This window comes from Parvibaculum sp., from assembly GCF_039680535.1.
In the GTDB taxonomy this organism is placed as follows: Bacteria; Pseudomonadota; Alphaproteobacteria; order Parvibaculales; family Parvibaculaceae; genus Parvibaculum.
The window spans coordinates 117,421-130,614 of sequence record NZ_JBDKSS010000005.1 but is presented as its reverse complement, the minus strand read 5'-3'; the positions used below and the strand labels follow the sequence as shown (position 1 = coordinate 130,614).

11 protein-coding genes are annotated in these 13,194 nt (G+C 63.7%); 8 read left to right on the top strand and 3 right to left on the bottom strand.

Annotated elements, in window-relative coordinates; genetic code table 11:
• Positions 1-212: 212 nt before the first annotated feature.
• Together ubiB and ubiE are read right to left on the bottom strand one after the other, a co-directional pair.
• Entirely contained in the window at positions 213-1,820 is a 1,608-nt protein-coding gene (ubiB, locus tag ABFC66_RS01730) for a 2-polyprenylphenol 6-hydroxylase (protein WP_346739228.1), read from the bottom strand.
• Positions 1,821-1,834: 14 nt separating this feature from the next.
• Positions 1,835-2,632, bottom strand: coding sequence for a bifunctional demethylmenaquinone methyltransferase/2-methoxy-6-polyprenyl-1,4-benzoquinol methylase UbiE (ubiE, locus tag ABFC66_RS01725; RefSeq protein WP_346739227.1), 798 nt, complete (start codon positions 2,630-2,632; stop codon positions 1,835-1,837).
• A gap of 95 nt (positions 2,633-2,727) precedes the next feature.
• Here ubiE and mutM point away from each other — a divergent pair, with 95 nt between their 5' ends.
• The 8 genes from mutM to gyrB all read left to right on the top strand — a co-directional run bounded on the left by mutM (position 2,728) and on the right by gyrB (position 12,579).
• Positions 2,728-3,609 carry a bifunctional DNA-formamidopyrimidine glycosylase/DNA-(apurinic or apyrimidinic site) lyase gene (gene mutM, locus ABFC66_RS01720; protein WP_346739226.1) on the top strand — a complete coding sequence of 294 codons (882 nt, stop codon included), beginning with the start codon at positions 2,728-2,730 and terminating at the stop codon, positions 3,607-3,609.
• A 31-nt stretch (positions 3,610-3,640) separates the two neighbouring features.
• On the top strand, positions 3,641-4,033 hold the full coding sequence (locus tag ABFC66_RS01715; RefSeq protein WP_346739225.1) for a hypothetical protein: 393 nt from the start codon (positions 3,641-3,643) through the stop codon (positions 4,031-4,033).
• A gap of 269 nt (positions 4,034-4,302) precedes the next feature.
• The gene (gene rpsT, locus ABFC66_RS01710) at positions 4,303-4,566 is read left to right on the top strand and encodes a 30S ribosomal protein S20 (RefSeq protein WP_152214187.1); all 264 of its coding nucleotides are present in this window, start codon (positions 4,303-4,305) and stop codon (positions 4,564-4,566) included.
• 546 nt (positions 4,567-5,112) lie between these two features.
• Positions 5,113-5,589 (top strand): rhodanese-like domain-containing protein, encoded by a 477-nt coding sequence (locus ABFC66_RS01705; protein WP_346739224.1) that lies wholly within the window; start codon positions 5,113-5,115, stop codon positions 5,587-5,589.
• 149 nt (positions 5,590-5,738) lie between these two features.
• Positions 5,739-7,367: a chromosomal replication initiator protein DnaA gene (gene dnaA, locus ABFC66_RS01700; RefSeq protein ID WP_346739223.1), complete on the top strand. Its 1,629-nt coding sequence runs from the start codon at positions 5,739-5,741 to the stop codon at positions 7,365-7,367.
• A gap of 367 nt (positions 7,368-7,734) precedes the next feature.
• Positions 7,735-8,853 carry a DNA polymerase III subunit beta gene (gene dnaN, locus ABFC66_RS01695; RefSeq protein WP_346739222.1) on the top strand — a complete coding sequence of 373 codons (1,119 nt, stop codon included), beginning with the start codon at positions 7,735-7,737 and terminating at the stop codon, positions 8,851-8,853.
• Positions 8,854-8,989: 136 nt separating this feature from the next.
• Complete coding sequence (recF, locus tag ABFC66_RS01690) at positions 8,990-10,102, top strand: DNA replication/repair protein RecF (RefSeq protein ID WP_346739606.1); 1,113 nt, start codon at positions 8,990-8,992, stop codon at positions 10,100-10,102.
• A gap of 38 nt (positions 10,103-10,140) precedes the next feature.
• Positions 10,141-12,579, top strand: coding sequence for a DNA topoisomerase (ATP-hydrolyzing) subunit B (gyrB, locus tag ABFC66_RS01685; RefSeq protein ID WP_346739221.1), 2,439 nt, complete (start codon positions 10,141-10,143; stop codon positions 12,577-12,579).
• Between the two features lie 3 nt (positions 12,580-12,582).
• Here gyrB and ABFC66_RS01680 read toward each other — a convergent pair whose 3' ends face one another.
• Positions 12,583-13,176, bottom strand: coding sequence for a CerR family C-terminal domain-containing protein (locus tag ABFC66_RS01680; protein WP_346739220.1), 594 nt, complete (start codon positions 13,174-13,176; stop codon positions 12,583-12,585).
• Positions 13,177-13,194: the final 18 nt, after the last annotated feature.

Below are 13,194 nucleotides of genomic sequence, written 5' to 3'. Positions count from 1 at the left end.
GGTTGCCTGACGATGCCTGTCGGCGGAGGGGAATATAAGGTTTTACGCGGCAAATGTGGAGATAAATTATTTCCCCTTGATAGGATAGTAAAAATATTTCTTCTGTCCGCATCGTCGTGCCGGACCTGACCCGGCATCCGGCTTCCCCGACGCAGTTCTGCAAAGATGGACCCCGGATCAGGTCCGGGGTGACGGCCTGCGGTTTGGCGACTTCAGAAAAGCCTGAGCAGGAGGACGGCGACCGCCGCACCGACAACCGCCCAGAGAAGCGGGCCGCCTAGCCACGGCCGGTTCTGGGCGCGGGCGAGCGCCTCCGTCGAGGCGGGATGGAGCCTGATCCCCTCCTCGTCGATGCTTTCGGCGAAGAGCCGAGCGGTGCGCTCCGCCCGGTCGAGAAGCTCGGGCAGGTTGGTGACGAGCCGCCCGAGTTCGCGCGCACCGGCTGCGGCTTCCTCGAGCCGCGTTTCGGGCGCGAGCCGCTCGATCATCCAGGACTTCAGGATCGGCTCGGCGCTGTCCCAGATGTTGTGGTCGGGGTCGAAGTTCCGCGCCACGCCTTCGATCACCACCATGGTCTTTTGCAGCAGGATGAGTTCCGGCCGCGTCTTCATGGCGAATTGTTCGGTGACCTGGAAGAGCTGCGCGAGAAGCCGGCCCATCGAGACATCGCGGGCGGAACGGCCGAAGACCGGCTCACCCACCGCCCGCAGCGCCTGGGCAAATGCGTCGACGCTCTTTGTGTGCGGCACGTAGCCCGCCACGAAATGCAGCTCGGCGACGCGGCGGTAATCGCGCTGCACGAAGCCGTAGAGAATTTCCGCCATCAGCCGTCGCTGGCCTTGGTCGAGGCGGCCCATGATGCCGAAATCGACGGCGACCAGCGTTCCGTCCGCATCGACGAAGAGATTTCCCTGATGCATGTCGGCATGGAAGAAGCCGTCGCGCAGCGCATGGGTGAGGAAGGACTGGATCGCCTGCGTGGCGAGCTTCTTCATGTCGTGTCCCGCCGCAATGAGCGCAGGCACATCGGAAGCGGGAATGCCGCCCACCCATTCGAGCGTCAGCACACGGCGCGAGGTATGTTCCCAATCGACGGCGGGAACGCGAAAACCCTTGTCCTTCGCGACATTCTCCGCCATCTCGGACATGGCCGCCGCTTCGAGGCGGAAATCCATTTCGAGCTTCACGCTGTCCGCGAGCGTCTGCACTGTTTCGACAGGACGCAACCGCCGCGCGGGCGGATAGACGCGATCGACCGTTTCCGCGATCCAGAAGAAGCTGTCGAGATCGCGGGCGAAGCTCGCCTCGACATCGGGCCGCAGCACCTTTACCGCCACATCCCGGCCTTCTGCGTGTGTCTCGTCGGGATGCGTTCGCGCCTTGTGCACCTGCGCGATGGAGGCTGCGGCGAGGGGCTCGCTCAGCGACGAGAAAATCTCATCGACCGGGCGACCGAATTCATCCTCGATGATCGTCTGCGCCTCCGACATCGGGAAAGGCGGCAGCTTGTCCTGCAGCCGCGTCAGATCGGTGGCGAGTTCGGCGCCGATGATGTCTGGCCGCGTCGCGAGAAACTGTCCGAGCTTTATGTAAGAGGGGCCGAGCTGTTCAAGCGCGGAGGCGAGGCGCGAAGCGGGCTCGCCGCCTTCCTCTTCGAGCGACGACTGTTCCCAGGGGAGACGAATTTTCGCCACGCCGAGCATGAAGAGCAGCGTTGCGGGCATTTCGCCGCGCAGTTCCACAGGGAATAGTGCGTCGTGCCGCGCCAGCACGCGGCCGGCGCGAACGAGGCGCGAAAGATTGCGGAAAGCGCGGAACATGAAGTTTTCCGCTCCTAGAGCCGCCAGCCGGAATGGATCGCAGCGATGCCGCCGGTGAGGTTCCGGTACTGGACGCGCGCGAAGCCGGCGGCCTCGATCATGGATTTGAATTTTTCCTGCGGTGGAAAGCGGCGGATGCTTTCGACGAGATATTGATAGGGCTCGCCGTCGCCCGTCACCCATTTCCCCATCTGCGGGATCGCGCGGAAGGAATAGGCGTCATAGATCGCATCGAGACCCGGCACCGCGACCTGGCTGAATTCGAGACAGAGGAAATGTCCGCCCGGCTTCAGCACGCGATAGGCGTCGGCAAGTGCCTTCTCTATATGAGTGACGTTGCGAATGCCGAAGGCGATCGTATAGGCGTCGAAGCTGCGGTCGGGAAAAGGAAGACGCTCCGCATCGCCACAGACGAATTCGACATGCCCGCTATGCGCCTGCGCTTCGGCGCGGTCCTGCCCGACGCCGAGCATGTGGCGGTTGATGTCGCAGACCGTGACATGCGTATTCGGGCCCGCGCGGTCGAGGATGCGGAAGGCGATGTCGCCCGTGCCGCCCGCGACGTCGATATGATTGAGGGCCCGGTCGCCGCGCGGCGGATTGAGCCAGTCGATCATCGACTGTTTCCAGGCGCGGTGAAGCCCGCCGGACATCAGATCGTTCATCAGGTCGTAGCGCGAAGCGACATGCTCGAACACGTCGTGAACGAGTTTGGCCTTTTCATCCTCGGCGACGGTCTTGAAGCCGAAATGCGTCGTCGCCTCGCCTTCCGGCGCGGCGTCGTCCTCGGTGGTGTGAAGTGTCGTGCTCATCGGGCGGACCATAGCCTAGCGGCTTCAACGGCGCTACTTTCGCGGGCGCGGTTTCGCCCGCCTCATCGTCGCAAGGCCAAAGTCACAAATAGAGCATGCCTGAACTACCTGAAGTCGAAACCGTCCGCCGGGGGCTCGCGCCGGCCCTGGAGGGGCGCCGGATCAGGCTCGCGACCCAGCGCCGCGCCAATCTGCGCTATCCCCTGCCCGAACATTTCGCCGAGCGGCTGACTGGAAGGCTGGTCGAGAGGCTGGACCGCCGCGCGAAATATATCCTCGCCCGGCTCGAAGGCGGCGAGGTGCTGCTCATCCATCTCGGCATGTCCGGCCGCTTCACCATTCATCCGCCCTCGGGTGACAGGTCGTCGCCCGGCGCGTTTCACCACGCCATGCCGGAGAGTGGAGCGGGGGCCGAGAAGCACGATCACATCATCCTCGACATGGAGGATGGCACCCGCATCGTCTATTCAGACCACCGGCGCTTCGGCTTCATGGATCTCATCGCCGCTGACGATCTCGACAAAAATCCGCATCTGGCGGCGCTTGGGCCGGAACCGCTCGGCAATGAATTTTCTGCCGCCACACTTTCGGAAAGGCTGAAGGGCCGCCGCGCACCGATCAAGGCGGCGCTGCTCGATCAGCGTACCGTTGCGGGACTTGGAAATATCTATGTGTGCGAGGCGCTTTTCCGCGCGGGGCTTTCGCCCAACCGCACGGCCGCAAGCGTCGTCGGCCCGCAGCGTTCCGAGCGTCTCGCCCGCGCCATCAGGGACGTGCTGAACGAGGCGATCGCCGCGGGCGGCTCCACCTTGCGCGACTATGCGCATACGGATGGCGAGCTCGGCTATTTCCAGCATTCCTTTGCGGTCTATGACCGCGAGGGGCAAGCCTGTTCAAAGCCGGGCTGCGGCGGTACGGTGAAGCGGATCGTGCAGTCCGGGCGCTCGACCTTCTATTGCCCGCGCTGTCAGAAATGATCGGGGCCGGCACGAGGGGGGCTCGAATTCGATGATGATGCGCTTTGCGGCTCTCGTCCTCTGTCTGGGCGTCGCCGTGCTTTCAGGCGGTCTTTCGGCCGAAGAACGGGCTTCGGGCTATCTCGATGCCGTCGAGGACATGCCGCTGATGGAGGGCCTGCACGAAACCGGGGATGGCGGCGTTGTCTTCGACAAGCCGAACGGCCGGATCATCCGCTCCGTGGCGACCGGAAAAGTTACCCCCGCCTCGGTCCGGCGCTTCTATACCGATACGCTGCCCCAGCTCGGCTGGAAGCGGCAGAAGAAGCTCGAACTCATCAGGGATCTCCTCGTTTTCCGCCGTGAGGGCGAGCGCCTGGAAATTCAGACCGTTCCCGAGGCAGGCGGCGCAACGGAAGTGCGCTTCTCGATCGAGCCGGAATGAGGGCGTCGGGAGCTGGCAAGTCGCCAATTTGCGGCCCCTGGCCACACTTCTGAGCGATTTTCGGCGCGGTTGACGGAGGGAGCCCGCCCGCGTATAACGCGCGCCTCGGAAAGAACTGCCCTGCCCGACGGGTGTGAGGCGGTTCTTCAAAAAAGGCGCGAGGCCCCTTTGGCCAGAACTTTGTCACCGGAACATTCGGTGTCTCGCGATCGGCATGAAATTTTGCGTCGGCATCGCGGGATGTCCGGCGAGGCAAAGGTCAGATACCAATGGCGAATACTCCCTCCGCAAAGAAGGCCATCCGCAAGATCGCCGCGCGCACCGAGGTCAACAAGGACCGTCGCTCGCGCATGCGCACCTTCATCCGCAAGGTTGAGGAAGCGATCGCCAGCGGCAACAAGGAAGCCGCTGCCGCCGCGCTGAAGGAAGCGCAGCCGGAGATCATGCGTTCGGCGCAGAAGGGCGTCGTTCACAAGAACACCGCGTCGCGCAAGGTGTCGCGCCTCGCGGCCCGCGTGAAGGCGCTCGCCTGAGACGAAAAGACGCTCGCGACGCGCATCGAAGATGCGCTGCGCTGTCGAGAACGAAGCCCGCGAACGACGCGGGCTTTTTCTTTTCGCGAGCAGCCAAGTGTGATGCTTTTGTTGCAGTGAAAATGAATACGTTGTCGCAATGCTTTTTTCGCGCGCGCGAAGACTCTGCACGCTACATCTGCGCATCGAATTGGATTCATTCACATCTTCATGTGTGCGTTGCGACGGTGCTCATTTGCGATGCAATTTTCACTGGCGCACATGTACATTTCGCGCGTCCTGTAAGAACTTTTTTTGTCAGCGGACGACTCTTCTCGCTTGCCACTCCGGGGTCTCGAAGGTATGGTTGTTAACCTCGAAGAGGCGAACGAATACTGGTGTTTTTCAATAAAAATTGACTGAATACAGTATTTGATTAAGCAGCTTCGACCTGCATGAAGTATCCACACAGTTGTGCGTGACGAAGCGGAGGAATTCCTATAGGGATTGCCGCCGTGAAGAGAGCTGTGCCTGCGTAGGGCTGGGTGTCTGTTGGAGAAGGGGCTGATGTCGGGTAACGCAAGCACGGGAATAGAGCCTCGGATCCTCGGCGACCGCCCCGCGAATTACGCGGGCGATGTGTCGGCCGAAGAGGCTTGGCGCGTTCTTGCTGAAAATCCGGATGCTGTCCTGATCGATGTGCGGACACGTGCGGAGTGGTCCTATGTGGGACTGCCCGACCTGTCGTCCATCGGCAAGGAGCCGCTGCTTGCGGAATGGCAGGTGTTCCCTTCCATGACCGTGAACGAAGCCTTCTCCGGCGACGTCGCGGCTGCGCTGGGCGGTGGGCGCAAGGATGTGCCGGTTCTGTTCCTCTGCCGTTCGGGCGCTCGTTCGCGCGCGGCGGCGGTGTCGATGACGGCGCAGGGCTTCGCGCATTGCTACAACGTGGCCGGTGGCTTCGAGGGTGATCTTGATGAAGATCGTCATCGTGGGCACCGCAATGGCTGGAAGGCGTCCGGTCTTCCCTGGGCGCAGGGTTGATCGGCGGGCGGCACTGAATTGAGAAAATAACCGGCGGGTGGATATGTCCTCTGTCGGGGGTACGGGCAAGGATCCGGCACTGGGGGCGGTGTCGGTTCATGAAAGTCCTGGCGGATCGGGGGCCGGGACAAGGACGAGGGGTAGAGGTCGTGAACGAAGACAAGCTGGTTTCGGCGGCTAAATCGGCTTTCCGTCCCGCAGGCGAAACGCATGGCATTGAGCAGGAGCGAGCGGAAGCGCGCTCGTCCCGTGCCTTCGGCGCCGCGACGGATGCAGGGGCGTCATCGGTCGATGCAGGTCTTGGCGAGCAGTGGCGCCGCGTGCGCGCGCGCCTTCATGCGGAGCTTGGCGAGGCGACGTTCAATAGCTGGTTCAAGCAGATCGAGCTGCTGGGCGTGGGCGATGGCCGTGTCATGCTTGCCGTGCCGACGCGCTTCATCCGCAACTGGCTGCTTTCGCACTATGCCGAGCGTCTGTCGACGCTCTGGAGCGAGGAAGATCCGGCGCTTTCGCGCATCGAGGTGCTGGTGCGCACGCGCGCCGCTGACGGCGCCTCCGCCGCGCCTTTTGCCGCGGTATCGGCGGCTGCGCCCGCCGCCGCTCCGACGACGCAGATCGACGGCCACGCCGCTGCGCCGCGCCATGTCTCTCAGGCGGCGCCGAAGTTCATCGCCCCGCAGCCGGCTCCCGCCTCGCAGATTCCGAACGGTTTCGAAGATGCCGGCGTTGGCGCACCGCTCGATCCGCGCCTCACCTTCGAGGCTTTCGTCGTCGGCAAGTCGAACGAGCTTGCCCATGCGGCGGCTCGCCGCGTCGCGGAGGCCACGGACGTCACTTTCAATCCGCTGTTCCTTTATGGCGGCGTCGGCCTCGGCAAGACGCATCTCATGCACGCCATCGCCTGGGAAATCCGCCGCCGTCAGCCGGAACGCAAGGTGCTGTACCTCTCGGCCGAGAAGTTCATGTACCAGTTCGTGCGTGCGCTGCGCTTCAAGGACACGATGGCCTTCAAGCAGCAGTTCCGCACCGTCGACGTGCTGATGATCGACGACGTGCAGTTCATTTCGGGCAAGGATTCCACGCAGGAAGAGTTCTTCCACACCTTCAATGCGCTGATCGATCACAATCGTCAGGTCATCATTTCGGCCGACCGGTCGCCTTCCGATCTCGAAGGGATCGAGGAGCGCATCCGCTCGCGCCTCGGCTGGGGCCTCGCTGCCGACATCCATCCGACCGATTACGAGCTTCGCCTCGGCATTCTCCAGGCCAAGGCCGAGGAAATGGCGAGCCGCAACGGGCCGGTGACGATCCCTGACGGTGTGCTTGAATTCCTCGCGCATCGCATCGTCTCGAATGTCCGCGAACTCGAAGGCGCGTTGAAGCGTGTCGTGGCCTATGCCTCGCTGGTCGGCCGTCCGATCACGCTCGACATGTCTCAGGACGTGCTGCGCGATCTTCTGCGCTGCAACGACCGCAAGATTACCATCGAGGAAATCCAGCGCCGCGTGGCCGAATATTACAACGTCCGCCTCGCCGACATGCTTTCGGCGCGCCGGGCCCGCGCGGTCGCGCGCCCCCGTCAGGTCGCCATGTATCTCTCCAAGCAGCTCACCACCCGGTCGCTGCCCGAGATCGGCCGTAAATTCGGCGGCCGCGACCATACGACGGTCATCCACGCGGTCCGCAAGATCGACGAGCTGCGTGCAGCCGACAGCGGCATGGACGAGGATGTCGACCTGCTGCGGCGGATGCTCGAGGGTGGCAACGGGGCCAGCTGAGCGGCGTCAGCCCCCTCCCCGCTAACCCCCTGCGGAATCAGGCGATTCAGCCATTTTTGGCGTGGGGATTCCCGTGCTGAAAAACGTGCATCGCGCGGACGATCTGCTATACTTCGGCGAACGATTTTCTGCGGATTTCCGGCACTCGCCGGGAGGCATGCAGGCGGGGGCCGAAGGGCCCTCCCGATGCCTCTTCCGACCCCCGGTTTAGCGGGTTCCCGACCAGGACAGGCGCTCCGGCCATGCTTGAGGCCAAGGCGCGCCACCTCAGGGTACGCTGCCGGCAGGGGTGGGGTCTGCTGCAGATGAACCTTAGCGGCCATCAGGGCAAGGGCTGAGTGCCCAAACGGGGGACCGAAGAGAGACCATGAAGATCACGATCGAGCGGGGCGCACTCCTCAAGTCTCTCAACCACGTGCAATCGGTTGTCGAGAGGCGGAACACCATTCCAATCCTGTCCAACGTCCTCCTGAAGGCGGATGGCGGGCAGTTGAGCCTCACGGCGACCGATCTCGACATCGAGGTGGTGGAGTCGATCGACGCCGATGTGGCGCAGAAGGGCGCGACCACGGCGCCGGCTCACACGCTTTACGACATCGTCAGGAAGCTGCCTGACGGGGCTCAGGTCGAGCTTTCGACCGGCGCCGACGAAGGACGCCTCCAGCTCACCGCCGGCCGCTCGCGCTTCGCCCTTCAGGCGCTGCCGCAGGAAGATTTCCCTGCCATGGCCGCGGGCCAGCTGCCGCATCATTTCGATCTGCCGGCCGAAGCCATGCGCCGCCTGATCGACAAGACCCGTTTTGCGATCTCGACCGAAGAGACCCGCTACTACCTCAACGGCATCTATCTCCATGCCGTCGAGAGCGGCAAGGCAAGCGCGCTTCGCGCCGTCGCGACGGACGGCCATCGCCTCGCCCAGGTCGATCACGACCTGCCTGCGGGCGCGTCCGGCATGCCGGGCGTCATCGTGCCGCGCAAGACCGTGCTCGAACTCCAGAAGCTTCTGGAAGGCAATGCGGGCACGATCTCGGTTGGCGTCTCGGAAACCAAGATCCGCTTCGAATTCGGCGGCGTGGTGCTCACTTCGAAGCTCATCGACGGCACCTTCCCCGATTACGGGCGTGTCATTCCGGCGGACAACGACAAGGTCATGCAGGTCGACGGCAAGCGCTTTGCCGAGGCCGTGGACCGCGTCTCGACCATCTCGACCGAGAAGTCGCGCGCGGTGAAGCTCAATCTCGACGAGGGCAAGCTCACGCTCTCGGTGACGAACCCGGACTCGGGCAGCGCGACCGAGGAACTCTCGGTCTCCTATTCGAGCACGCCGCTCGAAATCGGCTTCAATGCCCGCTACCTGCTCGACATCACCGGGCAGCTCGACGGCGACGAAGCGACCTTCGCGCTGGCGGATTCCGGTTCGCCGACGCTCGTGCGCGACAGCGACGACGAAAAGGCGATCTACGTGCTGATGCCGATGCGCGTGTAGGACGCGACAGGGCGCGTGTAAGGAACGGAACGAATTGTTGGCCCGTACGGGTGAGAGGTTTGCGATCAGTGGCGACACCGGCGCTCCAAGCTCCTTTGGAACGAAGGCATCGCCGCGTGCGGACCGCGCCAACTGGCTGAGCCGTCTCGTCGTCACGGATTTCCGTTCCTATGCGCGTGCGGAGATCGCGCTCGACGACCGTCCCGTTGTGCTGACGGGCGAGAACGGCGCGGGCAAGACCAATCTTCTCGAAGCGGTTTCGCTTCTCTCGCCGGGCCGGGGCCTGCGCGGTGCCGCCTATGCCGAGATCGCGCGCGATGGCGGCGCGGGCGGATGGGCGGTGGCCGCCACCATCGAGACGCCCGAAGGCCCGGTCCGTATCGGCACCGGCATTGCACCGGGCGCGGAAGCCGCGCGCTCACGCGCGGTCAGGATCGATGGCGCAAATGCATCCGGCGCGGGTGCGCTAGGCGCGCATCTCCGCGTCGTCTGGCTCACGCCCGCCATGGACCGGCTCTTCGTCGAAGGCGCGGGCGAGCGTCGCCGCTTCCTCGACCGGCTGGTGATGGGCTTCGATCCGGCGCATGGCACACGGGTCAACGCCTATGAGCGGAGCCTGCGCGAGCGCAACAGGCTGCTCGCCGATGGCGTGATGGACGAGTCCTGGCTTGGCGGCCTCGAAGAACAGATGGCCGAGCATGGCGTCGCCATCGCCGCTGCCCGCGTCGAGACGCTGGCTCGCTTGCGCGGCGCGATCGATGCGGCAAGCGAAGCGCATTTCCCGCGCGCCGATATCGCGCTCGAAGGCACGCTCGAAGAGGCTTTGGCGGAAAAGCCCGCCGTGGATGTTGAGGATGATTTCATTCGCCGTCTCGCCGCCTCTCGCGCGCGTGATGCGGGCGCGGGCCGCACTCTCGAAGGTCCGCATCGTTCGGATCTTCTGGTGCGTCACAGGGCGAAGGATCGCGAAGCGCGGCTCTGCTCGACCGGCGAGCAGAAGGCGCTGCTCATCGGCATCGTGCTCGCCAATGCCCGGCTCCTTGCCGCGCAGGGCCGCGCGCCGCTGCTGCTGCTCGACGAAATCGCGGCGCATCTCGACGAGGAGCGCCGCCGCGCGCTTTTCGACGAGATTGTCGCGCTGGGCCTTCAGGCCTTCATGACGGGGACAGACCCCATGCTCTTCGCGGCGCTTGGGTCGGCTGCGCAATGTTTCGACGTGAAGCGCGGCGCCGTCACGCAATTGAACTGAGACCGGTGAACGCCGGAACAAAGATCTGAGGAATATGCATGTCTCCCAATAGCAGCCCGGAAGAATACGGCGCGGAATCGATCAAGGTTCTGAAGGGCCTCGATGCGGTGCGCAAACGCCCCGGCATGTATATCGGCGACACCGATGACGGCTCGGGCCTTCATCACATGGTCTACGAAGTCGTCGACAACTCGATCGACGAGGCGCTGGCGGGACATTGCGACACGGTTTTCGTGCGCCTCAATGCCGACGGCTCAGTCACCGTTGCCGATAACGGGCGCGGCATTCCGACCGAGATCCACAAGGGCGAAGGCGTTTCTGCCGCCGAGGTCATCATGACCCAGCTCCATGCGGGCGGTAAGTTCGACCAGAATTCCTACAAGGTTTCCGGCGGCCTTCACGGCGTCGGCATCTCCGTCGTCAACGCGCTGTCGGACTGGCTTGAAATGCGCATCTGGCGTCAGGGCAAGGAACACCGGATGCGCTTCGAGCATGGCGTGCCCGTCGCGCCGCTCGCGGTCGTGGGTGATGGGGGGGTCGACGAGAAAGGCAAGCCGCGTACTGGCACGGAAATCACCTTTCATCCGTCTGCGGAAACATTCACCAAGACTGAATTCGACTACGGAACGCTTGAGCATCGCCTGCGCGAACTCGCTTTCCTCAACTCCGGCGTGAAGATCGACCTCTCCGATGTGCGCGGCGTCGAGCCGAAGGTGCTGCATCTGATGTATGAGGGCGGCCTCGCGGAATTCGTGCGCTTCCTCGACCGGACCAAGACGCCGCTGATCACCGCGCCGATCTATCTGAAGGCGGAACGCGACGGCATCACGGTGGAGCTCGCCATGTGGTGGAACGACAGCTACCACGAGAACATGCTCTGCTTCACGAACAACATTCCGCAGCGCGATGGCGGCACGCATCTCGCGGGCTTCCGCGGTGCGCTCACGCGCGTCATCAACAATTACGCGAATGAGAGCGGCATTGCGAAGCGCGAGAAGGTTTCGCTCACCGGCGACGACGCGCGCGAAGGCCTCACCTGCGTTCTTTCGGTGAAGGTTCCCGATCCCAAGTTCTCCTCGCAGACGAAGGACAAGCTCGTCTCGTCCGAAGTGCGTCCTGTCGTCGAAAGTCTCGTCAACGAAGCGCTGACGACCTGGCTCGAAGAACATCCCGGCGACGCGAAGACCGTCGTGAGCAAGGTCGTCGAGGCGGCAGCGGCACGCGAGGCGGCGCGCAAGGCGCGCGAACTCACGCGGCGCAAGGGCGCCCTCGATATTTCGAGCCTGCCCGGTAAGCTGGCGGATTGCCAGGAGCGCGATCCGGCAAAATCCGAGCTCTTCATCGTCGAGGGTGACTCGGCCGGCGGCTCTGCGAAGCAGGCGCGCGCCCGCGCCAATCAGGCGGTGCTTCCGCTGCGCGGCAAGATTCTCAACGTGGAGCGCGCGCGCTTCGACAAGATGCTGTCGTCGAATGAAATCGGCACGCTGATCACCGCGCTCGGCACGGGCATCGGCCGCGACGATTTCAACGTGGACAAGCTGCGCTACCACAAGATCATCATCATGACCGACGCCGACGTGGACGGCGCCCATATCCGAACGCTGCTGCTCACCTTCTTCTACCGGCAGATGCCGGAGGTCATCGAGCGCGGCCATCTCTATATCGCTCAGCCGCCGCTCTACAAGGTGCGCCGCGGCTCGTCCGAGACCTATCTCAAGAACGAAAGCGCTCTCGAAGACTATCTCGTTGAGACGGGTCTCGAAGACATGGTGCTGACGCTGCATGACGGCACGCAGCGCTCGCGAGAGGATCTGCGTGAGATTGTCGAAAAGGCGCGCGGCATCCGAAAGATTCTCAAGGGCCTGCCGCCCAAATATCCGCATTTCGTCGTCGAGCAGGCGGCGATTGCGGGCGCCCTCACGCCCAAGGCCCTCGAAGAGCCGGAGCATGCGAAGGAGGCAGCCGCCTATGTAGCGCGGCGTCTCGATCTTCTCTCCGACGAGACAGAGCGCGGCTGGGTCGGCGAGGTGACGGGGGATGGCGGCCTTTCGTTCCATCGCGACGTGCGTGGCGTGCGCGAGGAAGTGTTGATCGACGCGCCGCTGATCGACAGTGCCGATGCGCGACGCCTCGATGCCTATACGAGCCACTTGCAGGAAGTCTATGTGAGGGCGGCGACGCTGCGCCGTAAGGATGACGTGCACGAAATCCGCTCACCTTCGCAGCTCCTCGATGCCGTTTTCGCGGCGGGCTCCAAGGGCATTGCGATGCAGCGCTACAAGGGCCTCGGCGAAATGAACCCCGAGCAGCTCTGGGAAACGACGCTCGACAAGGAAGCGCGCTCGCTTCTTCAGGTGAAGATCCGCGAACTCGATGAAGCCGACGATCTTTTCGTGAAGCTGATGGGCGATGTGGTCGAACCGCGCCGCGACTTCATCCGCGAAAACGCGCTGAACGTCGCGAACCTCGATATCTGAGGTTCAGAGCGACTTCGAGACGAGGCCCCGGAGAGAGAGATCGGTGACGAGCGCGACAAGGCGCTCGGCGTGATCGGCATCGGTCTGGACGGGCATGAAGCCCAGCCTGACCCGCTCGGCCAGTCCGCGAAAGATCAGGCACTGGCCGACAAGCCAGAGCGCAGCGGCGGCAAGATCCATGGGTGATGCGTCGGACGCGAGGAAGGGGCGCACAATTTCCTTCGCGCGTTCGAGATGCGGCTTGATTTCCGTTTCCTCGATATGGTCGAGAGCGCCTGTCGGCGACAGCATCTCCCAGGCGAGCAGGCGCATATGCTGGTCGCTCTCGCCATCCTCGACGGAGCGCGGGATGAGCCCGCGAATGAAGACTTTCAGGCGATCTTCCCTGCTGCCGATGTCGTGGGGGGCGTCGTCGAACTCGTCCGCATCAACGGCCTTGCGGAAGGAATGGCTGAGCACCTCACGATACAGATCGTCCTTGCTCCGAAAATAATAATTGATCGAAGCGAGGTTCGTGTTTGCTCGCGCCGCGATATCGCGCACCGTCGCGTTGTGAAATCCGCGCTCGGCAAATAGTCCGCGTGCCGCTTCCAGCAAGCGCTCTTTCGTAGTCTG